This is a genomic window from Streptomyces sp. NPDC039736 (assembly GCF_055596485.1).
This window is the reverse complement of record NZ_JBVIUQ010000011.1, coordinates 95,145-116,912: the sequence shown is the minus strand read 5'-3', so window position 1 is coordinate 116,912 and position 21,768 is coordinate 95,145. Positions and strand designations below refer to the sequence as shown.

The 21,768-nt window shown below is 72.5% G+C and carries 19 protein-coding genes; 12 read left to right on the top strand and 7 right to left on the bottom strand.

What is annotated here, in order from left to right; translation table 11 throughout:
• Nucleotides 1-43 precede the first annotated feature (43 nt).
• Complete coding sequence (locus tag ACZ56L_RS29535; protein ID WP_008738468.1) at nucleotides 44-247, top strand: cold-shock protein; 204 nt, start codon at nucleotides 44-46, stop codon at nucleotides 245-247.
• Nucleotides 248-432: 185 nt separating this feature from the next.
• Here the strand turns inward: ACZ56L_RS29535 and ACZ56L_RS29530 are convergent, their stop codons facing one another.
• A complete protein-coding gene (locus ACZ56L_RS29530; RefSeq protein ID WP_471067415.1) occupies nucleotides 433-2,268 on the bottom strand; it encodes an AMP-dependent synthetase/ligase in 1,836 nt (611 codons plus the stop codon).
• Nucleotides 2,269-2,360: 92 nt separating this feature from the next.
• Here ACZ56L_RS29530 and ACZ56L_RS29525 point away from each other — a divergent pair, with 92 nt between their 5' ends.
• From ACZ56L_RS29525 to ACZ56L_RS29515, 3 genes are all read left to right on the top strand, one after another.
• On the top strand, nucleotides 2,361-3,464 hold the full coding sequence (locus ACZ56L_RS29525) for an AraC family transcriptional regulator (protein WP_471067413.1): 1,104 nt from the start codon (nucleotides 2,361-2,363) through the stop codon (nucleotides 3,462-3,464).
• A gap of 116 nt (nucleotides 3,465-3,580) precedes the next feature.
• Nucleotides 3,581-4,771: a lipase family protein gene (locus ACZ56L_RS29520; RefSeq protein ID WP_471067411.1), complete on the top strand. Its 1,191-nt coding sequence runs from the start codon at nucleotides 3,581-3,583 to the stop codon at nucleotides 4,769-4,771.
• A 114-nt stretch (nucleotides 4,772-4,885) separates the two neighbouring features.
• Nucleotides 4,886-5,458, top strand: a complete 573-nt coding sequence (locus ACZ56L_RS29515; RefSeq protein WP_345229032.1) for a DinB family protein — start codon at nucleotides 4,886-4,888, stop codon at nucleotides 5,456-5,458.
• Between the two features lie 25 nt (nucleotides 5,459-5,483).
• Here ACZ56L_RS29515 and ACZ56L_RS29510 read toward each other — a convergent pair whose 3' ends face one another.
• Nucleotides 5,484-6,731, bottom strand: a complete 1,248-nt coding sequence (locus tag ACZ56L_RS29510) for an MFS transporter (protein ID WP_468686365.1) — start codon at nucleotides 6,729-6,731, stop codon at nucleotides 5,484-5,486.
• An 86-nt stretch (nucleotides 6,732-6,817) separates the two neighbouring features.
• Complete coding sequence (locus ACZ56L_RS29505; RefSeq protein ID WP_468686364.1) at nucleotides 6,818-7,414, bottom strand: cysteine hydrolase family protein; 597 nt, start codon at nucleotides 7,412-7,414, stop codon at nucleotides 6,818-6,820.
• Between the two features lie 233 nt (nucleotides 7,415-7,647).
• On the opposite strand from ACZ56L_RS29505, the gene ACZ56L_RS29500 reads away from it, so the two are divergent.
• Nucleotides 7,648-9,600, top strand: a complete 1,953-nt coding sequence (locus ACZ56L_RS29500) for an FAD/NAD(P)-binding protein (protein ID WP_471067408.1) — start codon at nucleotides 7,648-7,650, stop codon at nucleotides 9,598-9,600.
• Here the strand turns inward: ACZ56L_RS29500 and ACZ56L_RS29495 are convergent.
• The 3 genes from ACZ56L_RS29495 to leuC form a co-directional block, all read right to left on the bottom strand.
• The gene (locus tag ACZ56L_RS29495; protein WP_468686362.1) at nucleotides 9,498-10,541 is read right to left on the bottom strand and encodes a LysR family transcriptional regulator; all 1,044 of its coding nucleotides are present in this window, start codon (nucleotides 10,539-10,541) and stop codon (nucleotides 9,498-9,500) included. The two genes, ACZ56L_RS29500 and ACZ56L_RS29495, sit on opposite strands and share 103 nt — an antisense overlap.
• Before the next feature lie 142 nt (nucleotides 10,542-10,683).
• The gene (gene leuD / locus ACZ56L_RS29490; RefSeq protein ID WP_401756881.1) at nucleotides 10,684-11,274 is read right to left on the bottom strand and encodes a 3-isopropylmalate dehydratase small subunit; all 591 of its coding nucleotides are present in this window, start codon (nucleotides 11,272-11,274) and stop codon (nucleotides 10,684-10,686) included.
• Nucleotides 11,275-11,294: 20 nt separating this feature from the next.
• Nucleotides 11,295-12,695, bottom strand: a complete 1,401-nt coding sequence (gene leuC, locus ACZ56L_RS29485; RefSeq protein WP_468686361.1) for a 3-isopropylmalate dehydratase large subunit — start codon at nucleotides 12,693-12,695, stop codon at nucleotides 11,295-11,297.
• A 319-nt stretch (nucleotides 12,696-13,014) separates the two neighbouring features.
• Between leuC and ACZ56L_RS29480 the strand changes: the two genes are divergently transcribed.
• On the top strand, nucleotides 13,015-13,878 hold the full coding sequence (locus tag ACZ56L_RS29480; RefSeq protein WP_468686360.1) for a LuxR C-terminal-related transcriptional regulator: 864 nt from the start codon (nucleotides 13,015-13,017) through the stop codon (nucleotides 13,876-13,878).
• On the opposite strand, the gene ACZ56L_RS29475 is transcribed toward ACZ56L_RS29480, so the two are convergent.
• On the bottom strand, nucleotides 13,875-14,882 hold the full coding sequence (locus ACZ56L_RS29475) for a TauD/TfdA family dioxygenase (protein ID WP_401756887.1): 1,008 nt from the start codon (nucleotides 14,880-14,882) through the stop codon (nucleotides 13,875-13,877). The two genes, ACZ56L_RS29480 and ACZ56L_RS29475, sit on opposite strands and share 4 nt — an antisense overlap.
• Before the next feature lie 384 nt (nucleotides 14,883-15,266).
• Here ACZ56L_RS29475 and ACZ56L_RS29470 point away from each other — a divergent pair, with 384 nt between their 5' ends.
• From ACZ56L_RS29470 to pheA, 6 genes are all read left to right on the top strand, one after another.
• Nucleotides 15,267-16,913, top strand: a complete 1,647-nt coding sequence (locus ACZ56L_RS29470; protein WP_471067404.1) for an FAD-binding oxidoreductase — start codon at nucleotides 15,267-15,269, stop codon at nucleotides 16,911-16,913.
• A gap of 196 nt (nucleotides 16,914-17,109) precedes the next feature.
• Entirely contained in the window at nucleotides 17,110-17,772 is a 663-nt protein-coding gene (locus ACZ56L_RS29465) for an NAD(P)-dependent oxidoreductase (protein WP_471067402.1), read from the top strand.
• A 169-nt stretch (nucleotides 17,773-17,941) separates the two neighbouring features.
• Nucleotides 17,942-19,120 carry a pyridoxal phosphate-dependent aminotransferase gene (locus ACZ56L_RS29460; RefSeq protein ID WP_471067400.1) on the top strand — a complete coding sequence of 393 codons (1,179 nt, stop codon included), beginning with the start codon at nucleotides 17,942-17,944 and terminating at the stop codon, nucleotides 19,118-19,120.
• 154 nt (nucleotides 19,121-19,274) lie between these two features.
• The gene (locus ACZ56L_RS29455; RefSeq protein WP_401756895.1) at nucleotides 19,275-20,456 is read left to right on the top strand and encodes a LeuA family protein; all 1,182 of its coding nucleotides are present in this window, start codon (nucleotides 19,275-19,277) and stop codon (nucleotides 20,454-20,456) included.
• Nucleotides 20,457-20,511: 55 nt separating this feature from the next.
• Nucleotides 20,512-20,817, top strand: a complete 306-nt coding sequence (locus tag ACZ56L_RS29450) for a chorismate mutase (protein ID WP_401756897.1) — start codon at nucleotides 20,512-20,514, stop codon at nucleotides 20,815-20,817.
• 6 nt (nucleotides 20,818-20,823) lie between these two features.
• The gene (gene pheA / locus ACZ56L_RS29445) at nucleotides 20,824-21,705 is read left to right on the top strand and encodes a prephenate dehydratase (protein ID WP_468686356.1); all 882 of its coding nucleotides are present in this window, start codon (nucleotides 20,824-20,826) and stop codon (nucleotides 21,703-21,705) included.
• Nucleotides 21,706-21,768: the final 63 nt, after the last annotated feature.

Sequence of the window (21,768 nt, the reverse complement as noted above, 5' to 3'; positions counted from 1 at the left end):
CAGGTTCTGGAGCAGGGCAACCCTTTGGCCCATGGGAGGGCTTATGGCTACCGGAACCGTCAAGTGGTTCAACGCTGAAAAGGGCTTCGGCTTCATCGCCCAGGACGGCGGCGGCCCGGATGTCTTCGTCCACTACTCCGCGATCAACGCGTCTGGTTTCCGCTCCCTGGAGGAGAACCAGCTCGTGAACTTCGACGTCACGCAGGGCCCCAAGGGCCCGCAGGCGGAGAACGTCACCCCCGCCTGAGTCTCACGACGTGAGCCGGGTCCTCGGACCCATCGGGAAAACGATCGATCGCGGTCGTTGAACGCAGTACCCAAGGAGCCCCGTTCCGATTCGTCGGAGCGGGGCTCCTGCCTGTTCCTCCGCATGCACGGACAGAGCCCTTCCTTCACCGGTAGCGCTCTCCACTCACCGGCAGGGCTCTCCACTCACCGGTAGAGCTCCTCGATTTCCGCCGCGTAGCGTTCCAGGACGGCTCTCCTGCGCACCTTCAGGGTGGGCGTGAGGGTGCCGTCCGCGACGGCGAGGTCCCGGCCGAGAATCGCGAAGGCCCGGATCCGGGCGGGCCGGGAGACCTGCGCGTTCGCCGCCTCGACGGCCTCCCGCACCAGTTCCCGCACGGCGGGGTGCCGGCCGGGCTCCTCGCCGAGGTCATGGCCCTCGCGGGCGGCCCAGGCGGCGATCTCGTCGGCCTCCAGGGTGATCAGGGCCACGGGGTGGGGCCTGCGGTCGCCGGCCATGACGGCGTACGAGACGTACCGGGACTGCTGGACGGCGTGCTCGATCAGCGAGGGGGTCAGGTTCTTCCCCGAGGACGTGATGACCAGGTCCTTCTTGCGGCCGGTGAGGGTGAGGTACCCGTCCGCGTCGATCGTCCCCAGGTCCCCGGTGTGCAGCCACCCCTGGGCGTCGAGGGCCTCGCGGGTGGCGGCTTCGTCCCCGTGGTAACCGGTGAAGACCGTTCCGCCCCTGGCCAGCACCTCGCCGTCGGACGCGTCGATCCGGATCTCGCAGCCGGGGTAGGCCCGCCCCACGGAGCCGTACCGCACGGCTCCCGGCCGGTTGAGCGAGATGACCCCGCCGGACTCGGTCATCCCGTACCCCTCGTACACGGGAATCCGGCACGCCCGCAGGAAGTCGAGCGTCTGCGGGGCGATGGGGGCGGCCCCGGTGAGGGCCCACCGCACACGCCCCCCGAAGGCCCCGCGCACGAGCCCGTACAACGACTCCTCGGCGGCCTCCCAGGTCGCCCTGTCCTCTTCCGGAAGCCGTCCCTCCGCCGCCAGCACCCCGACCCGTACGGCCTCCCGGAACCGCTCCCCGCCGCCCTCCCGCGCCTCGGCCAGCCCCAGCACCACGGCGTGCACCTTCTCGAAGAGCCGGGGCACGGAGGGCAGGTGCGTGGGCCGCACCTCGGCCAGCTCACCGATCACGTCCTCGATCCGCCCGCCGAAGTAGCACAACTCCCCGCCGAACATGAGGGTGTTCAGCTCGACGAGCTGCGCCAGCAGGTGCGCGAGCGGCAGGTAGAGGTACGTGACGTCGCCGGGCCCGCCGTCGATCGTCTCGGCCCCGCCGTCGAGAACGGCCCCGAAGTTGGCGTGGGTGAGCCGGCACCCCTTGGGCGGCCCGGTGGTCCCGGACGTGTAGACGAGCGAGGCGAGGTCCCCGGGCCGGACGGCGTCGGCCCGCGCGAGGAAGTCGTCGACGGCGACCTCCCCGGGAACCCGCTCCCCCAGCTCCCCGAAGAGCAGGGTCGGCAGGGGCCGCGGCCCCCGGACCGCACCGGCCCCCTCCCCCGGGACCGCACCGACCCCCTCCCCCGGGGCGGGACCGCTTCCCGGAGCCGCGCCCCCTTCCCCGGGACCCGTCGCGGACGCCACCCGTTCCGCCTGCTCGGCGGTCTCGCACAGGACGAGGACCGCGCCCGAGTCGCCCAGCACCCAGGCGACCTCCTCCTCGCCCGCCGTCGGGTAGACCGGGACCACGACTCCGCCCACCGCGAGCACGGCGAAGTGGGCGTACGTCCAGTCCACGCAGGTATCGCCGAGGATGCCCACCCGGTCGCCCGGACCCACCCCGGCCGCCATCAGGTGGCGCCCGACGTCCCGCACCCGGTCGCGGAACCCGGCGTACGAGACGGGCTCGGCCCCCTTCGCCCGCAGGGCGGGCAGCTCCCCGTGCCGCTCCCCCGCCCACTCGCTGAACCCGGCCAGTGCCGCGGGACGCGGCCGTTGCGCGCGCAGGGCGCCCGTATCCGTCATGACCCGACGGTAAGGAGCCACGTCCGCGCGGGAGATGACGGGAAACGTCAGCCCCGCTGACCCGCGCGCTCACAGCGGCTACCTTCCCCTCCATGGGCAAGCGGACGATCACCGTGCACCACGTGCGGGCCGTGCTGCGCGGAGCCGAACGCGCCGGGGTGGACACCGTCCCGCTCCTCCAGGCCGCGCAGATCCCGCCGCTGCTGCTGGGCGACGACCGGGCCCGCGTCACCAGCGTCCAGTTCGCCCGCCTCTTCCGGGCGTTGTACCGCACCACCCAGGACGAGTTCCTGGGCCTCTCGGCCACCCCCAGCCGCCCCGGGACCTTCGCGATGATGTGTTACGCGGCCCTGGGCTGCCCGGACCTGGGCCGGGCGATGGAACGCGGCACCGCCTTCTACGGCCTCTTCGACGGCGGCCCGAAGCTCTCCCTCACGCACACCCCCACGGAGGCGGTCCTCACCGTCCACAACGGGCTGGGCGCGGACGAGGACCGGTTCCTCGCCGAGTGCGTGGTGATCATCTGGCACCGCCTGTGCAGTTGGCTGACCGGCAGCCGCATTCCCCTGCACTGGGCGGAGTTCGCCTATCCGCCGCCCCCGCACGAGGCGGAGTACGGGAGCCTCTTCGGCTGCCCGGTCCGCTTCGGGGCGGCGCGTACGGCGGCCGGCTTCGACGCCCGCTGGCTGTCGGCCCCGCTCGTCCAGGACGAGGCATCCCTCGACGCGCTGCTGCGCCGGGCCCCGTTCGACCTGCTCACCCGCCGGGAGTATGACACGACGGTCGCCGAGCAAGTGCGCCGCTCCCTGGCCCAGGCCCTCCGCGCCTCCCCGCGCCTGCCGTCCCTCACGGTCACGGCCGCCCGTCTGGCGGTGAGCCCGGCGACGCTGCGCCGCCGTCTGGAGCGGGAGAACACGAGCTTCCAGCAGCTCAAGGACGCGGTCCGCCGGGACGCGGCGATCGCGGGACTGGCGGAGGGCCGCGAACCCATCGCCGAGCTGGCCGCCCGCCTCGGCTTCTCGGAGGACACGAGCTTCCACCGCGCCTTCCGCCGCTGGACGGGCACGACACCGGGGGCGTACCGGGTCCGGGCGGCGGGCCACGAGGAAACGCCCTCCGGCGCCCCGCCCGGCGCCCCGCCCGGCACTCCTCCGCCGCCCGCTCCGGCGGCCCCCGGTGCGAATCCGCGTCAGTGAAGGTGAGCGTTCCGGTCAGCGCGTTCCCTGCTCGCCGGTCACTACGTTCTCCGTACGCAAGAGCAACCCCTGCATCCGTGCGCCCTGCACCCCCCACCCGCTCGTAGGGAGAGCCCATGTCCGTACGCAGTCGTACCAGAGTGCTCGCCGCGTCCGCCGCCCTCGCGCTGTCCGCGGCCCTGCCGACGGCCGCGACCGCCTCCGCGGCCGACGACGCGCCGGCGGCTCCGGCCCCGTCCGCCTCCGCCCCCGGCAGTCTCCTCTCCGCCTCCCCCACCTCCTTCCACCCGCTCCCCCTCCAGCCCACCAACACCGACGCCTGGCACATCGACTACCGCTCGACGACCGCGAAGGGCGCGCCGAACACCGTCTCGGGCACGGTGATCGTGCCCCGGGACGGCCGCAAGGGCCCGCGCCCCCTGGTGACGTACGCCGTCGGGACGGTCGGCATGGGCGACCAGTGCGCGCCGAGCGCGGGCTTCCCGTACGGAACGACGGTCGAGGCGACCCTGATCAACCAGGTCGTGCAGCGCGGCTGGGCGGTGGCGGTGACGGACTACGAGGGCCTCGGCACGCCCGGCGACCACACGTACACGGTGGGCCGTGCGGAGGGCCAGGCGGTACTGGACGCGGCCCGCGCCGCGATGAAGCTCCCGTCCGCCGAAACGGGCCTCACCCCCGCCTCCCCGGTCGGCATCATGGGCTACTCGCAGGGCGGCCAGGCCAGTAGCTGGGCGGCCGAACTCCATGACTCGTACGCCCCGGAACTGAACGTGAAGGGCACGGCGACCGGCGGCGTCCCGGCCGACCTGATGGAGGTCGCGAAGTTCAACGACGGCAACATCGGGGCGGGTCTGATCCTGATGGCGGCGGCGGGCCACGACACGGCCCACCCGGAGCTGAAGCTCGACTCCTACCTCAACCGGCAGGGCAGGTCCTACGTCGACTTCATGCGCAGGAACTGCGTGGCGATCAACGCGGTCTCCGCGCCCTTCAAGCGCATCAGCGAGGTCACGACCACCAACCCGCTCGACTCCCCCGACTGGCAGGAGAAGCTGGGCGCCTCCAAGCTCGGCCGGCACGCACCCGACCACCCGGTCTACCTCTACCACGCGGGCCTGGACGAGCTGATCCCGTACCGGATCGGCGCACGGCTCCGGTCCGACTGGTGCGGGGCGGGGGCCACCGTCCAGTGGCGCTCCCACCCGCTCCTCGAACACATCGGCGGGGTGACGGTCGGCGCGTTCCCGGCGATGGACTGGCTGGGCGACCGCTTCGCGGGCAGGGCGACGGGCGGCAACTGTTGATCGCGGCAGTCCGGTACGGAAGGGGGCCCGGCCCGCGCGACGCCCGTGCGGGCCGGGTCCTCGTTCCTCGTAAATGCCCTGGCAGCGCCGCCCCGCACCGGCGACGATGACCCCATGACCGACGACGACCACCGCCCCGCGCGCTGGACCGAAGCGACCGTCTACCCCGACATGTGGGTGAACCCGGACGACGACCCCCGCGACACCGAGGGCCCCGCGCCGGAGGGCGAGCTCGCCACCCTTCTCGACGCCATCGCCAGCTACCGCCTCACCCTGCGCATGAAGTGCGACGGCCTGACCGCGGACCAACTGGCCACGCGCTCGGTGCCCCCGTCCACGATGTCCCTCCTGGGCCTGGTCCGCCACCTCGCGGAGGTGGAGCGCGACTGGCTCAACTGGATCACCCACGGCGACCCGCTCCCGAAGCTGTACGGCAGGCGCGACGCGGACTTCGACGAGGCGGCGGGCGACCCGGCCCAGGTCGCCTCCGCCTTCGCCGACCTGGAACGCCAGCAGGCGGCGACGGACGCGGAGTTGGCGAAGTACGCGGACGACCTGGGCCGGCACGTGGGCCGCGAGGACATCGCGGTGCGCGAGCTGATGGTCCACATGGTCGACGAGTACGCCCGCCACTGCGGCCACGCGGACCTGCTGCGCGAGTGCGTGGACGGCAGGGTGGGGCAGTAGGGGCCGGGCGCGGCAGGCGTGCGGGTCAGGGACCGGCGGGCCGGGCGGCCCGCCGGTCACGCCTTCCGGTGCGGGCCAGCCCCAGCAGGGCCGCCCCGCACAGGAGGGCCGCGGCGGCGATGAAGGTCAGGGCCGTGCGGCGCAGGCCCCAGCCGCCGGAGACTCCTCCGGCCAGCACGGCGGGCACGCTCATGGAGAGGTAGGCGACCACGTAGACCGAGGCCAGCAGTGCGCTGCGGCCGGCCGGGTCCGCGAGGGCGGCCAGCGCGCGGAAGGAGCCGAGGAAGGCGACGCCCCAGCCGAAGCCGAGGGCCGCGGTGCCCAGGAAGAACGGCACGGGCAGGTTCGCCGTGAGCGCGGTGAAGGACAGCGCGAGACCGGCCAGCAGGGCGAGGACGCCGACCCCGGCGGCCCGCAACGGAGGCAGCCCGCCGCACCACAGCTGACCGGCGGTGGCGACGCCCGCGAAGAGCGCCACGGTCAGCCCGCCGATCAGCAGGTTCCCGCTGTGCAGGAGTTCCAGGGCGATGGAGGGGCCGAGGGACAGGTACAGCCCGCACACCGACCAGACGGCGACCAGCACCAGGGAGAGCAGCGCGAAGGGGCGGCGGGCCCCGGCCGGGACCGAGATCCGGGAGGGGCGGATCCGCAGGCCGGGAACCCGGTGGGGGGCCGTCTCCGGCATGGCGAGCACACCGGCGGAGCAGAGCACGAAGGCGGCCAGCAGCAGGGCGTACGTCAGGACGGTCGGCGCGGGCGCGAACTGGACCAGCAGCCCCGCGAGCAGGGCCCCCGCCGCGATTCCGCCCGTCGGTCCCGCGCTGTTGAGCAGTGTGCCGCGCGCGGGCGAGCCGGGCGGGGAGAGTTCGATCAGCGCGGCGCTGACGGCGCCGGTGGCGAGGCCGACCGCCAGGCCCTGCACGACGCGGGCGGCGAGCAGCCACAGCACGTCCCGCGCGCCGATGAACAGCGCCATGCTCAGCACCTCGCCGACCAGTGAGACGAGCAGGACCCGGCGGCGGCCGAGGGTCTCCGACAGCGAGCCGAACAGCAGCAGGGCCGCGAGCACGGCCACGGCGTAGACGCCGAAGACGACCGTGAGGAGGGTCGCGGAGAAGTGCCAGCGCTGCTGGTAGAGGACGTACATCGGGGAGGGCGCGGACGAGGAGAGCAGCAGCAGGACCAGGATCCCGCCGACCAGCCAGAACGCCTGGTCCCGCGAGAGCCGTCCGCGCCGTGCGAGCGGCTCCCGGGTCTTCTCGTCGACGGTCATCTCTTCGGTCCGCCCCTCTTGTCGCGCTGTCGCGCTGTCGCTCTGTTTCCCGGCCTGCTCCCGCGCGTCGGCGCCGGACCGGCGGGTCAGGCGGGCAGGGCCTCGTCGACCGAGCTGATCGCGGCCGTTCGGGCGATCACGCCGAGGGCGGTCTCGTGCCTCTCCAGGCTGTCCGCGGCGGTCGCGTCCGCGAGGACCTCCACCTGGTAGTCGCGGTCGTGGCCCTCCCGTGCCGTGGACAGGACCACCAGGTCCGTGGTGACCCCGGTCAGCAGCAGGGTGTTGACCCCGAGGTTGCGCAGCAGCAGGTCCAGGTGCGTACCGAAGAACGGGCTGACCCGGCGCTTCTCGACGACCGGCTCTCCCACGGCGGGCTTGAGCGCGTCGTGCACCCGGGTGCCCCAGGTGCCGAGCTGGACCCGTTCGCCGTCGCGGGCGGTGGCGAACAGTTCCGATCCGGCCGGCCAGTCCGCGTACCCGGGCGAGAAGCCGACCACGACGTAGACGACGGGAACGCCGTCACGGCGGGCCCGGTCGATCGCGACGGCCGTCCGGTCCAGGACGCCCCGCTCGGCGACCTGCTCGCAGAAACCGTCGGCGGCGTATTTCCCGTCGGGGTGCACGAGTTCGTTTATCAGGTCGAGCACGAGAAGAGCCGGACGGCGTTCCATGTTGATCCCCACGCTTGTCAACTTGCTTGTTCGGTCGAACGGTTCGGGAGCGTATCCCGACGTCATCCGGTACGCAATCACGGATTTCCGGCGGGGAACGACGCATCGACATCGCTCATGCAAGGCATGAACAAACCCTTGTTGAAAGCAGGTTGCCGCCCGCATAAAGTCGCACTCCAGGGATTTCGACTCTTTGCCTTTCGGTGAATTCCGGGCGGAGTCCGTGGATGTGGGGGGAGAAACCGGTGGAGAAGCAGGCGGGCGGGGCGGCCCGGGGGCCGGGGGACGCGGCCGGTGTGCACCGCATCGCGGTGGTCGGCAGCGGGCCGCGCGGCCTGAGCGTCGTCGAGCGGCTGGGCGCACGGGTCTCGGCCGGCCGGGCGGCGGGCGCGGGGCCGGTGGAGATCTACCTGATCGACCCCGTCGAGGTGGGCTGCGGCCGCATCTGGCGCAGCGACCAGCCCGAGTGGTTCATGATGAACACCGTCGCCGACGAGATCTCCGCCTTCTCCGGGACCCCCGACGACGGCCCGCACCGGGCCGGGGCCGGGCCCTCGTTCGGCGAGTGGTGGCGGACGGTCGACCCCGACCACCCCGGACCCAACAGCTACGCCCCGCGCGCGGTGTACGGCCGGTACATGCGGTATGTGCTCAGCGCGGTCAAGAGCGGCCTCCCCCGCGGTGTCAGGCTGCACGAACTGCGTCTCTCGGTCGTGGAGTTGGCGCGGATCGGCAGGGGCTACCGGTTGCGGCTCTCGGACGGGTCGCGGCTCTGCGTGGACCGGGTGGTGCTCACCACGGGCCACGCCAGGCCCGGACCGGACGGGGAGCAGCGGGACCTCGCGCGGTTCGCCGCCGAGCGCCCCGGGCTGCGCCACCTCCAGGGGGACTCGGCGGCGGACATGGACCTGGAGGGCATTCCGGCGGGGTCCGCGGTCGGCGTCCTCGGTCTCGGCCTGTCGTTCTACGACGTCATGGCGGCCCTCACCCTCGGCCGCGGCGGCGTCTTCAAGGAGGAGGCCGACGGGACCCTGACGTATCTGCCCAGCGGTGCGGAGCCGCTGCTGGTGGCGGGTTCCCGCAGTGGCATGCCGCTGCCCGCCCGGGGCCGCAACCAGAAGTCGGCCACCAACCCCTACCGTCCGATCCTGTTCACGGCGGAGCGCGTCCGGCACGGGCACGCGGGCGCGCCCGTCGACTTCCGCGCGGACGTGTGGCCGTGGCTGCACGCCGAGATGAGCCTGGTCTACTACGGCACCGAGATCCGCCACCGGCACGGCGCCGGGCGGGAGGCCGCGTTCCGGGCCGAACTCGCGCTCCCCGTGGGCGCACCGCTGCCCGACGTGGCCGCGCTCGCGGGCCGGTACGGCGTGGCCGGCCTGCCGCCGCTCGACCTGGACGCACTGGCCCGGCCCTTCACCGGGCGGACCTTCGCCGGGCCGGAGGTCTTCGCGGCGGAACTCCTCGACGTGCTCCGCGCCGACCTGGCGGAGGCCGCCCGGGGCAATGTCGGCTCGCCGCTCAAGGCGGCGCTCGACGTGCTGCGCGACACCCGGGGCGTCATCCGCGAGTTCGTCGACTACTCGGGCCTGGCACCCGGCTCGCACCGCGAGGACTTCCTCGGCTGGTACGTCCCGCGCAGTTCCTTCCTGGCGGCGGGCCCGCCCCCGGTGCGGCTCGCCCAGGCAGCCGCGCTGATCAGGGCCGGGGTGCTGCGGGTCGTGGGGCCCGGCACCCGCTTCGAGGCGGACCCGGACAGCGGCCGTTTCCTGGCGCGTTCTCCGCAGGTGAGCGGGTCGCTCGTGGCCGTGGACACCGTCCTGGACGCCCGGATCCCGTCGCCCGACGTGCGTACCGACCCGTCCCCGCTGACCCGGGGGCTGCGGGAGCAGGGCATCTGGACCAGTTACGTCAACGGTTCCGGCACGGCGGCGTTCGACACCGGCGGGGTCGCGGTCACCCGGTCCCCGTACCACCCGGTCGGCAGCGACGGGAAGGCGGACACCGGTCTGTACGTGCTGGGCATTCCGACCGAGCACACCCGTTGGTTCATGCAGGCGGGCAGCAGCAGGCCCGGCATCTGGAGCGACTTCGTCTACGACGCGGACGCCATAGCGGAGCACGCGCTGGACCCGGCGCCCCGGGCGCCCGGACCGGTCGGCGTGCCGGCGGAGCCGCTGCGCCTCCAGGGCGTCTGAGGCGCGGCGGCTCCGGCCGGGCCGCCCGGACCGGCGCCGGGGGTGCGGACGGCAGGCCGGTTCCAGGTGTCCTCGCGGGCCAGTTTCCTGGCCGTGGCGACGAACGCCTCGACGGCCGGGACGTGCCGGGCGCCCGTCCGGACGCCGATGCCGACGCTCCGGGTCAGCGAGGGGGCGAACGGCAGCACGCGCAGGTGCGGATGGATCGGGGCGGAGGGCAGGGCGAGGGCCGGCACGACGGTGATGCCGAGCCCTTCGGCCACCATCGACAGCAGGCTGTTGACGTCGTGGGCCCGGTAGCCGATGCGCGGGGTCAGGCCCGCCGTCCGGAAGGCCGCGCGCAGCAGGGTCTCCACCCCGCTCACCGGCATGACGAACAGCTCGTCGGCGAGGTCGGTGACGCTCAGCTCGCCGCGCCCGGCGAGCGGGTGGTCCTGCGGCAGCACGGCGTACACCTCGTCCTGGAGCAACGGGACGGTGTTCAGCCGCTCCTTGGGCAGCGCCACCACGCCGACGTCGACCGCGTACCCGCCGAGCCATTCGGCGATCTCCTGGTCGGTGCCCTCCCGCAGCTCGATTCCGATGCCCGGCCAGGCGGCCCGGAACTCGCTCAGCAGGCGGGGCAGCAGACGGCCCGCGAAGCTCTGGCTGGTGCCCACCCGGAGCGTGCCGGAGCGGTGTTCGCGCACGGCCCGCGCCTCCTGCCGGATCTGCTCCGCGCCGTGCACGACGGTGCGGGCGTGCTGGAGCACCCGCTCGCCGACGTCGGTGAACTCGATGCCGCTGCGGCTGCGGCTCATCAGGGCGACGCCGAGGCTCTTCTCCAGGCTCGACACCGCGTGGCTCACCGCGGACTGGCTGACCGACAGCGCCTTCGCGGCGAGGGTGAAGCTGCCGGCGTCGGCGATGGCGACGAGGGCGGTGCACTGGGAGATCTTCATGTCACTTCCATGGCTTCGGGGACACGTGTGCGCCGGACGGCGGCCCTCGGGGGGAGGGAGCCGTCCGGCGCGGCGGAAGGGCGGGGCGGGCAGGCCCGCGGGCGAGCGGGTCGGCGCGTCGGCGGGCCCGCGGGCCGGTGGCTCAGCGGGTCACGGGCAGGGCGGGCCGGCGGGTCGCCTCGTAGGCGTCGATGGCGTCGGCGTACTCGTCGAGCGTGGCGGCGATCGGGTCCTGCCCGGCCAGCAGCCGCTGCCGGGCGTCCTCGTCCAGCTCGAAGGGCTGGACGAGGCCGTCGCAGCGGACCTCGCGCTTCGCCAGGTCGACGGTGACCTCGGTGAAGGGGTCCCGTTCGACCGTCTCCCACAGCCTCTCGATCACCTCCGCCGGGACGGTGACCGTGAGCAGTCCGCGCATCAGGGAGTTGCCCCGGAAGATGTCGCCGAACCGGGGCGCGAGGACCACCTTGAAGCCGAAGCGCTCCAGGGCCCAGACCGCGGACTCCCGGGAGGACCCGGTGGCGAAGTCGTTCCCGGCCAGCAGCACGGTCGCGCCCTGGTACTGGGGCAGGTTCAGCGGGAAGGCGGGGTCGTCGCGCCAGTCCGCGAAGAGGGCGTTGGCGTGGCCCTTCCAGCTGAAGTACGGGACGTACCGGGCCGGGATGATCTGGTCGGTGTCGACGTTGCTGCGGCGCAGCGGCAGGGCCGTGCCGGTGTGGGTGGTGAACTTTTCCATGGGTGCGCTTTCCTCGTGCCTCAGAGATCGGCGGGAGCGGCGAGCCGGCCCGCGACGGCGGTGGCGGCGGCCACCGCCGGGGAGACGATGTGGGTGCGGGAGCCCTTCCCCTGCCGTCCCTCGAAGTTGCGGTTGCTGGTGGACGCGGCCCGCTGGCCGGGGCTCAGCCGGTCCTCGTTGAGCGCGGCGCACATGGAGCAGCCCGCGGCGGCCCGGAAGTCGGCGCCCGCTTCGGCGAAGACCCGGTCGAGTCCCTCGGCCACGGCCTGCTCGCGCACCGGCGTCGAGCCGGGCACGATCATCATGTGCAGGCCGTCGGCGACCCTGCGGCCCTGGAGCACCTCGGCCGCGGCCCGCAGGTCCTCGATGCGGCCGTTGGTGCAGGAGCCCAGGAAGACGGCGTCGACGGCGAGGTCGCGCATCGCGGTGCCCGGTGTGAGGTCCATGTAGGCCAGGGCCCGTTCGGCGGCGGTGCGTTCCTGCGGGTCGGCGAAGTCGGCGGGGGCGGGCACCGCCGCGTCCAGCGGGACGGACTGGCCCGGGTTGTTGCCCCACGAGACGTAGGGGCTGAGCCGGGAGGCGTCGATGACGACCTCCTTGTCGTACACGGCGTCCGCGTCGCTGCGCAGGGACGCCCAGTGGGCGGTCTCCGCCTCCCAGGCGGCGCCCTGCGGCATGCCGGGGCGGCTCTTCAGGTAGGCGAAGGTGGTCTCGTCCGGCGCGACGAGACCGGCGCGCGACCCGGCCTCGACGGACATGTTGCACAGCGTCATGCGGCCCTCCATGGAGAGCGCGGTGACGGCTTCCCCGCGGTACTCGATGACGTGGCCCACGCCGCCGCCCGTACCGATCCGGGCGATGACCGCGAGCACCAGGTCCTTGGCCGAGACCCCCGGCGGCAGGGCACCGGTGACCGTGACGGCCATGTCCTTGGGGCGGGTCATCGGCAGGGTCTGGGTGGCGAGCACGTGCTCGACCTGCTTGGTGCCGATGCCGAAGGCGATCGCGCCGAAGGCGCCGAGGGTGGTGGTGTGGGAGTCGCAGCAGACGATCGTCATCCCGGGCCGTACGAGGCCGAGCTCGGGTCCGATGACGTGCACGATGCCCTGGCCCGCGGAGCCCAGCCGGTGCAGCGGGATGCCGAACTCCTCGCAGTTCGCCCGCATCAGCGTGGTCTGCCTGCGGCCCGCCGGGTCCTTGATGATCTTGTCGATGGCGACGGTGGGGGTGTTGTGGTCCTCCGTGCCCACCGTCAGATCGGGCCTGCGCACCGTGCGTCCGGCTGCCCGCAGGTCGTCGAAAGCCTGCGGGGTGTTGACCTCGTGCAGCAAGTGCATATCGACGTAGAGGAGATCGTCGCCGGACCTGCCGGGGCGTACGACATGGGCATCCCACGTCTTCTGCGCCAATGTCGAACCCATGGAACCTTTAACTCCTTGTGAATTGCTGCGTTCGCTTCTACGAGGGCGTGGCACCCGACGGGCGCCCTCTGTGCGGCGGCGTCCGATCCCGGGTGAAATCCGGCCGACCGGCCGGGTTTCGTCGGTCTTTTCCCCGTCTGGCCAGGTCAGAGCGTTCCCCCGCGGCGGGTCACCGTCCGGTTCGCGCCATGGGTTTTCGGCCACGGGGGCGTCAAGTGCCGCGCGTCCGACGCCCGTTGAACTGTGAAATTCCCCTCACTGACAAAGGAGGAAGCGAGGAGGACATGTATCCTTCCGGCTATTAACGAGGGGGGATCTCGTGGAAACGCATATCTTTGCTGATGATTGGTTTACAAACGGCCGGGTCGCCGAACCCGAAGCCCGCATTCTGCTCGCCGACCAGGACCCGATTTCCCGGCACGTGCTGGGCGGAGTGGTCCACCGGGCCGACCGGCTGACCCTGGTGGCCAGCGTCGACATCCGCCAGCCGCTCACCCAGTGGCCGCTCGGCCAGGTCGACGTCGCGGTGCTGGGAATGGGCTACCACTGCGAACCCGCCGACACGGTCCGCGAACTCGTCGCCCACCATGTCGCGGTCCTGCTGATCGGGGTCGGCTGGACCAGGGAGAAACTGGACACCGTGCTGGAGGCCGGCGCGAAGGGCTGCCTGCTGAAGGACACCCGGATCGGAGGTCTGGCGGCGGCCACCCGGGCGGTGGCGTCCGGCCACACGGTCCTCTCGCCGGAACTGGACGCGATGTACCGCTCCCCGTCCGCCCGGCGCCCCGTGCGGCACGCCGCCGAGGCGCCGCCGAAGGCCGACGCGGACCCGGCGCAGCAGATACTGGGCGTGCTCACCGAGCGCGAGCGCGAGGTGCTCGGGCTGCTCACCGACGGCCTGTCCACGGTCGAGGCGGCGGACCGCCTCCAGGTCTCCTCGGCGACCATCAAGAGCCACATCTCGCACACGCTCACCAAGCTGGGCGTGCGCAACCGGCTGGAGGCCGTCCTGCTGATGCGCGGCACCGGCACGCCCAAGCCGCAGCACACCCCGCACGGCCGCCCGGGAGAGACGCGGACCCCGCGCGAACCGGCCCCCGGCCGGAGCCCGTCCCGACCGGGGACCGGCCGGGGCCCGTCCCGGCCGGGGCCCGCTCTCGCCGGGACCCAGGGCCTGTCCTAGTCGCCCACGCGGCCGCGGACGCCGTCGACCCACTTGTCCGCGTGCTGCTCGGCCATCGCCTCGTCGCGGAAGGCGTACGTCTTCAGCAGCCACCGCGAGCGGGCCCGCTCCGGGTCGATGACCTCGATCTTGTCGCGGCTGTGCAGACCGTCCTGGTTGGCGAAGGAGAACAGGTCGCCGGTGAGGATCCGGTGGCGCTTCTTCTCCGCGCGGACCAGGGCGTTCTTCAGCGCGATCAGGGTGTCCTTGGCCTCCGGCGGACTGTCGGGGGCCACGGTCGTGTGGGTGTCCAGGTAGCGGATGCTGTGCGCGCGCTCCAGGATCGGGTGCGCCTCGGACACCGTGAGGTTCTTGTTGTTGTCCCGTGAGAAGACGTCGAACGGCGTCACGAAGTACGGCTTGCGCAGGATCTCCTGCTCCTCGGCCGTCAGGTGCGCCAGCAGCGCGCGTCCCTCCACGAACCCGGTGTAGGTGAGTTCGCCCTCGGGGCAGCGCATGCCCACGAGCGAGATGAAGTCCGCGCGCACCGGGTGGGCGGTGCGGTCGTTGTGGAAGACCAGTTCGCCGTCGCTGAAACCGGTCTGCTTGCCGCTGTAGCGGTTGATCGCGATGACGTCCGTGAAGAAGTCGCCGTTGAAACGGGTGTCGTACGCGAGCAGCGGCGTGCCGGCGAGCTGCGCGAACAGTTCGAGCAGCACCTCGGCCACGAAAGTCGTCTTCTTCGCGTACTTGTCCGCGAGGGGGTCGTCGTGCCCCAGGACCGGGACTTCCTCGTCGATGGGGCAGTTGCGCAGCACGTGCGCGTCCGAGGCGCCCGCCTCGCGCTCCGCGCGGATTCCCGCCACGGCCTCGGAGAAGAACGCCGGAACGTCGCCGCGGTCCACCAGGTCGCTCACCGAGCGGGAGAAGGCCGGGTAGTCCTCGTACGGGCTCTTGGTGACCGAAGCCAGAGCTGCGCCGAGCTCATCGCGCTCGGCGTCGGTGAGTACATAGAAGGGCTGCATTGCTCGCAATTCCGATTCGAGGGGCGATCGCTTGGACGATCGCTGTGGCGGCCATTCTGTGCCCGGCCGGCGGCCCCGGGCATCGGCCGAAGGAGGAAGTCCGGGGCCCCGTCTCCACCTTGGTGGAGACCTCCACCCCCGAAAGTGGAGGGAATTGACCGGGCTGCTCCTTTGGGCGTAGGCGGGATTATGGAAGCGCCGAACCATGCTTGACAAGGCTTTCGGCAGGTTGCTTTGATCCAGCGGCGCAGCGAGGAACTTTCCCCGAGCCGGGCAATTCATGCCTTCGATTTCCTTCCGGCCCCGGGGCGCGAAATGAACTCTGCCTATTCTGCGCGATTTTCCAGGCGTGACGCCCGAGAGGTTCAGGTAAAAGAAGTGGGCATGTTGAGCAGGCGGACGGTCCTCACCGGGGCCGCCGCGGGGGTCGCCGGCGCGACCGTACTGGGGAACCCGTCGGCCGCGGTCGCGGACGACGCCACCGTGGTGGAGCCCGCGGCCACCGTCCTGCCGGGCGACGCCCGGTACCAGGAGATGACGGTCGGCCACAACACCCGCTGGGTCGGCACCCCGGACGCCGTGAAGGTGGTGCACAACACCGCCCAGGCGGTGGCCGCGGTGCAGGAGGCGGTCACCGCGAACAAGCGCCTCGCGGTGCGCGGCGGCGGCCACTGCTACGCCGACTTCGTCTTCAACCCCGCGGTGCGCACGCTCATCGACATGACGCAGATGGACGAGGTCTACTACGACACGTACCGCAAGGCGTTCGTGGTCGAGGCGGGAGCGACCCTCCTGCACGCCTACCAGGCCCTCTACAAGGGCTGGGGGGTCGCACTGCCCGCCGGCCTGTGCTACTCGGTGGGCATCGGCGGACACGTGGCGGGCGGCGGCTTCGGCCTGCTGTCCCGGCAGTACGGTGTCACCGTCGACCACCTCTACGGGGTCGAGGTGGTGGTCGTCGACGCCACCGGCCGGGCCAAGAGCGTGGTGGCCACCCGGGAGGCCGCCGACCCCCGGCGCGACCTGTGGTGGGCCCACACCGGGGGCGGCGGCGGCAACTTCGGCCTGGTGACGCGGTACTTCTTCCGCTCGCCCGACGCCACCGGCACCGCGGCGAAGGACCAGCTCATGAAGCCGCCGAAGGACGTCTACCTGAGCGCGGTCTCACTGCCCTGGGCGGACTTCGACAAGGCCAGGTTCACCGCCCTGGTGCGCCACTACGGCGACTGGCACGAGCGCAACAGCACGATGGAGTCGCCGAGTTCGGGCCTGACCAGCCTGCTGGTGATGAACCACAGGTCCAACGGCAGCATAGGCATCATCACGCAGCTCGACGCCGCCGTGCCGAACGCCCAGCAGTTGATCGAGAGTTACCTCGCCGAGATCACCGACCCGACCGGGGTGGACACCGCGCCGATGGTCAAGGCGGTCGGCGAACAGGGCCCGCTGCCCGCGTTCTTCACCCCGCGCAAGCTGCCCTGGCTGACCTCGGTGCGCCTGCTCGGCACGAACAACCCGGCGCTGACCAACCCGACCCTGCGGTCGGCGAACAAGTCGGCCTACCACCGCAAGGGCTTCACCGTCGCCCAGGCCGGCGCGCTCTACAACCACCTGACCCGCACCGACTTCAGCAACCCGGTGGCCAACGTGATGCTCTTCGGCTACGGCTCGAAGGTCAACACCGTCCCCGCCGCGGACACGGCGTCCGCACAGCGGGACTCGGTCTTCAAGGCGCTCTACGCCACCCAGTGGTCGACGCCCGCCGACGACGCCAGGAACACCGCCTGGCTGCGCGAGGTGTACGCCGAGGTGTACTCCTCCAGCGGCGGCTACCCGGTGCCCAACGCGAGCACCGACGGCTGCTACGTGAACTACCCCGACGTGGACATCACCGACCCCGCGCAGAACACGTCCGGGGTTCCCTGGACGACGCTCTACTACAAGGAGCACTACCCGCGCCTGCAACAGGTGAAGAAGGCGTACGACCCCAAGAACGTGTTCCGGCACGCCCAGTCGATCGCCCTCCCGTAACGCAGGCCGCGCCCACAGACCGCAGCTGCCCGTCGCTGTGTGCGGCCGGCCGGCCGACGGGCCCCGTGCCGACGGCCGACCGCACTCCCGGCTCCCCCGAGCCGCACCCCGGCTTCAGAGGGCCGTACCCCGGCCCGGCAAGCCTCCTCCGCACCGGTGGTCCCACCGGTTCCCCACAGACAGGAATCCACCTCTCATGTCCAAGAAGCTCGCATTCTTCGGCGCCACCGGCACCTTCGGCTCGCGCATCCTGACCGAGGCGCTGAACCGCGGCTACGACGTCACCGCGGTCGTCCGGCCCGGCGCGTCCGAGCCCGCCGTGTCGCACCCGAACCTGAAGGTCACCACCGGTGACGTGCTCGACCCCGCGTCGGTCGCCGAGGCCGCCAAGGGCGCCTACGCGGTCGTCTCCGCGGTCGGCGGCGGCTACACCGACGGCAAGGCGCACGCCGCCTTCGTGCGCCAGGCCGCCCAGTCCCTCGTCGAGGGCCTGCGCACCCTCGGCGCCGACGCCCCGCGCTTCGTCTCGGTCGGCGGCGCCGGCTCCCTCAGCACCCCTGACGGGAAGAAGGTCTGGGACACCCCGGGCCTGCCGGAGCTGGTCACCCAGGTCATGCACGGCCAGGGCGAGGCCCTGGACTACCTGCGCACCGTCACCGACGTGAAGTGGACCCACTTCTCCCCGGCCGCGCAGATCGAGCCGGGCGAGCGCACGGGCGCCTACCGCCTGGGCCTCGACGACCTGATCATCGGCGCGGACGGCGACAGCCGCATCAGCGCCGAGGACTACGCGGTCGCGTTCGTCGACGAGCTGGACGAGCCCAAGCACGTCCAGAAGCGCTTCACCGTCGGCTACTGAGCCACCGGTGAACCGGCTCCCGGGACACCCGTCACCGTGAGCCACCCCCGCCGGGAAAGGGGGAGGCGCGCCCCCACGAGCGCCTCCCCCGCCCCGCGCGCCGCACCCCGCGCCGCTCCAGACGACCCGCCCGTGCACCGTACGACGATCCGCCCGAGGGGAAACTTCCGTGAAGAGCCGTATGGCGACCCGCTTCTCGCAGCTGGAGAGGTCGGCGACCGTCGCCCTCCTGGACCAGGTCCACGCACTGCGGGCGCAGGGCGTCGCCGTCCTGGACCTCAACGGCGGGGAGCCGGACTTCGCCACCGCGGACCACATCGCCGCCGAGGCGGGTGCCGCCCTGCGCGAGGGGTTCACCCACTACACCCCCAGCCGCGGTCTGCTCGCGCTGCGCGAGGCCATCGGCGAGAAGCTGGCGAAGGACAACGGGATCACGGCGGACCCCGCGACGGACATCATCGTCACCCCGTCCGCCAAACACGCCCTCTTCATCTCCCTGCTCGCGGTACTGGACCCGGGCGACGAGCTGATCGTCCCCACCCCGAGCTGGGTCAGTTACTCCTCGATGGCGCAGCTCGCGGGAGCACGCGCCGTGCCCGCCGAGCTCAGCGCCGACGACGGGTTCCGCCTCACCCGGGAGATCCTCGAAAGCCGGGTCTCCCCGCGCAGCAAGGCCGTCCTGATCAACACCCCGAACAATCCGACCGGTCGCCTGCTGACCCGCGAAGAGGCCCGGACCGTGGCCGAGTTCGCCGTCGCGCACGACCTGTTCGTCATCGCCGACGAGATCTACGAGAAGATCCGCTACGACGGCGCCGAGCACCACTCGCCCGCCGTGCTCCCCGGCTGCGCCGAGCGCACGCTCACCGTGAACGGGTTCTCCAAGGGCTACGCCATGACCGGCTGGCGGCTCGGCTACGTCGCGGGCTCCGCCGACGTCATCTCCCAGGTGCTCAAGGCCCAGGAGCACACGGTCGGCTGCGCCGGCTCCTTCGTCCAGCGGGGCGGCGTCGCCGCGCTCACCGGTCCGCAGGACACCGTGGCGGAGATGGCCGCCGAGTACGCCGTGCGCCGCGACCTCCTCGTCAGCGGCCTCAACTCGCTCCCCGGCGTGCGCTGTCCGCTGCCGGAGGGCGCCTTCTACGCCTTCGCCGACATCCGCGGCACCGGCTTCCCGACGAGCGCCGACTTCGCGTCCTGGGCGCTGGACGCGGCCGGTGTGGCGCTGACCCCCGGGTCGGCGTTCGGGCCCGGCGGCGAAGGACACGTACGCCTCTCCTTCGCGACGTCGCAGCAGGTCATCGAGGAAGCGGTGACCCGCGTCTCCGCGGCCCTCGCCCGTCGCTAGACCGCGTCTCCGCGGCTCTCGCCCGTCGCTGGACCGCGTCTCCGCGGCCCTCGCCCGTCGCCGGACCGCGTCTCTCCGCGGCCCTCGCCCGTCGCCGGACCGCGCCTCACCACGCTTTCGGACCGTGCCACTCATCTCAGTCCCAGGGGGAACGATGTCCCACCCGCCCGCCACCCGACGGATATCCGTCTTCGACACCACACTGCGTGACGGCGAGCAGGCGCCCGCCAACGCGATGAGCCCCGAACAGAAGCTGGACATGGCCCTGCGCATCGAGGCGCTCGGCGTGGACTCGGTGGAGGCGGGCTTCCCCGCCTCCTCGCCCAGTGACTTCGAGGCCACCCAGCTCATCGCGAAGGAGCTGACCCGGGCCCGCTTCGCCACCTTCTCCCGCACCGTCCGGCGCGACGTAGAGACCGCGGTGGAGGCCGGCGGAACGGTGAACCACGAGGTCCAGATGGTCGCCACCGGCAGCGACCTGCACCTGAAGTACAAGCGCGGCATCAGCCGCGAGCAGTCCGTCGCCGAGGTGACCGACACGGTGGCCTTCGCCCGGTCACTGGGCATCGAGCACATCTCCGTCGGCATCGAGGACGCCACGCGCAGCGAGGACGTCTTCCTCCAGGCGCTCACCGAGAGCGCCGTCGAGGCGGGCGCGACCTGCATCATCATCGCCGACACCTCGGGCTGCACCACCCCCGACCAGTACGGCACCCTCATCGGCAAGATCCGCCGCTGGGCCCCGGCCCCCATCCGGCTGTCCACCCACTGCCACGACGACTTCGGCCTCTCCCTCGCCAACGCCCTCGCCGGCATCGAGGCGGGCGCGGACGAGGTCCAGGCCACCCTGGGCGGCATCGGCGAACGCGCGGGCAACACCGCCCTGGAGGAGCTGGCCGGGCTCCTCGCGTACAAGAGCGACCACCTCGGCGTGCACACGGACATCGACATCTCCGCCATGTACGACGCCTACACGGCGCTGCGCGGGATCATCGCGCTGGAGCAGCCCCGCAACAAGGCGATCTTCGGTACGTACGCCTTCGGCACCACGGCGGGCATCCACCAGCAGGGCATCCTCGCCAACCCGGAGACGTACGAGTACGTGGAGCCCTCGCGGTTCGGGCGCGAGCGCTCCCTGCTCATCGGCCGCCACTCCGGCCGCGCCGTGCTGCGCCACCTGCTGGAGCAGTTGGGCATCGAGGTCGACGACGAGCGGCTGCACGAGCTGTACCGGGTGCACATCGCCGAGCGGGCCGGAGGCGACTGCGAGGACCTGGACGTCGTCCGGGCGCGGCTGGCCCTGGAGCTCGGGCAGACACCCGTACTGGTGTCCTGACCCGGCCCCGGCCCCGCCGACCGACCACGCACCCATCCGCCGAAGGAGACCTGCCGTGTCCCACGCCACCGCCGCACCCCGCACCGGAGTCCCCGCCCACGCCCCGGACGCCGACGCCGCCGTCCTGCGCCTCCGCGACCGCATCGACGAGATCGACGGACGGCTGATCGCCCTGGTCGAGGAGCGCGTCGCCGTCTCCTCCGAGGTCCAGCGCATCCGCAAGGACGCGGGCGGGCCGCATCTCGCCCTGTCCCGCGAGGCACAGGTCATCGGCCGCTACCGCGCCCGCCTCGGCAGGCTCGGCACCGACCTCGCGATGCTCGTGCTGCGGCTGTCCCGCGGCGGAACCGGTGAGGGCTGAGCACCGGTGACCTACGCCTATCTGGGCCCCCGCGGAACCTTCGCCGAGGCCGCCCTGCGACTGCTCCCGGCGGCCGAGGGCGCCCCCTGGACGCCGTGCGCCACGGTCCGCGCGGCACTGGACGCCGTGCGTGACGGCACGGCCTCCACCGCCGTGGTGCCGCTGGAGAACTCGGTACGGGGCGTGGTGCCCGCGACGCTCGACGAGCTCGCGGTGAGCGGCAGCGCCCTGCACATCACCGCCGAGATCGAACTGCCCGTCGGCTTCGCGCTGATGGCCAAGCCCGGCACCGCGCTCGAAGACGTCGACCGCGTGCTGAGCCACCCGCACGCCCACGGACAGTGCCGCCAGTGGCTGTCCGCCCGGCTGCCGGACGCCCGGGTGCTGCTCTCCACGTCCACCGCGGGCGCCGCCCGGGAAGTGTCCGAGTCCGGTCTGTCGTGCGACGCGGCCATCGCCGCCCCCGTCGCCGCCGAACGGTACGGGCTGCGCGTCCTGGCCACGGACATCGGGGAGCGCGTCGACGCGGTCACCCGGTTCGTCGCCCTGCGCGGGGCCGGCCCCGCGGCCGCGCCCACCGGCCGGGACCGCACCTCGTTCCTCGTGCCGTCCGAAGCGGTCGCGGGACGCCCGGTGACGGAACTGCTGACCACGTTCGCGGCCCGGGGCGTGGACGTGACCTGGATGCAGTCCTGGCCCGCCGGTACGCGGCTGGGCAGTTACCACTTCTTCCTGGACGTCGACGGCCACATCGACGACGAGGGGGTGGGCCGCGCGATCACCGCCCTGCACCAGAAGGGGATCGACGTGCGCTTCCTGGGCAGTTACCCGCACGCACGCGCCCTGGAGCCGGTGCCGACGGCAGCGGAGGAAACCCTCCTGGCCTGAGGCCGAGTTGCACCTCACGCAGCGGCATGTGGTCGGGTGGACCCACCACCCGTCCCCGCCGAA

Coding starts and splice junctions, on each gene's coding strand:
- ACZ56L_RS29520 (WP_471067411.1), top strand. CDS start 3,581: ATGTCCGTACGCAGTCGTACCAGAGTGCTCGCCGCGTCCGCCGCCCTC.
- ACZ56L_RS29475 (WP_401756887.1), bottom strand. CDS start 14,882: ATGCAGCCCTTCTATGTACTCACCGACGCCGAGCGCGATGAGCTCGGC.
- ACZ56L_RS29455 (WP_401756895.1), top strand. CDS start 19,275: ATGTCCCACCCGCCCGCCACCCGACGGATATCCGTCTTCGACACCACA.
- leuC (WP_468686361.1), bottom strand. CDS start 12,695: ATGGGTTCGACATTGGCGCAGAAGACGTGGGATGCCCATGTCGTACGC.
- ACZ56L_RS29525 (WP_471067413.1), top strand. CDS start 2,361: ATGGGCAAGCGGACGATCACCGTGCACCACGTGCGGGCCGTGCTGCGC.
- leuD (WP_401756881.1), bottom strand. CDS start 11,274: ATGGAAAAGTTCACCACCCACACCGGCACGGCCCTGCCGCTGCGCCGC.
- ACZ56L_RS29470 (WP_471067404.1), top strand. CDS start 15,267: ATGTTGAGCAGGCGGACGGTCCTCACCGGGGCCGCCGCGGGGGTCGCC.
- ACZ56L_RS29465 (WP_471067402.1), top strand. CDS start 17,110: ATGTCCAAGAAGCTCGCATTCTTCGGCGCCACCGGCACCTTCGGCTCG.
- ACZ56L_RS29530 (WP_471067415.1), bottom strand. CDS start 2,268: ATGACGGATACGGGCGCCCTGCGCGCGCAACGGCCGCGTCCCGCGGCA.
- ACZ56L_RS29510 (WP_468686365.1), bottom strand. CDS start 6,731: ATGACCGTCGACGAGAAGACCCGGGAGCCGCTCGCACGGCGCGGACGG.
- ACZ56L_RS29495 (WP_468686362.1), bottom strand. CDS start 10,541: ATGAAGATCTCCCAGTGCACCGCCCTCGTCGCCATCGCCGACGCCGGC.
- ACZ56L_RS29515 (WP_345229032.1), top strand. CDS start 4,886: ATGACCGACGACGACCACCGCCCCGCGCGCTGGACCGAAGCGACCGTC.
- ACZ56L_RS29535 (WP_008738468.1), top strand. CDS start 44: ATGGCTACCGGAACCGTCAAGTGGTTCAACGCTGAAAAGGGCTTCGGC.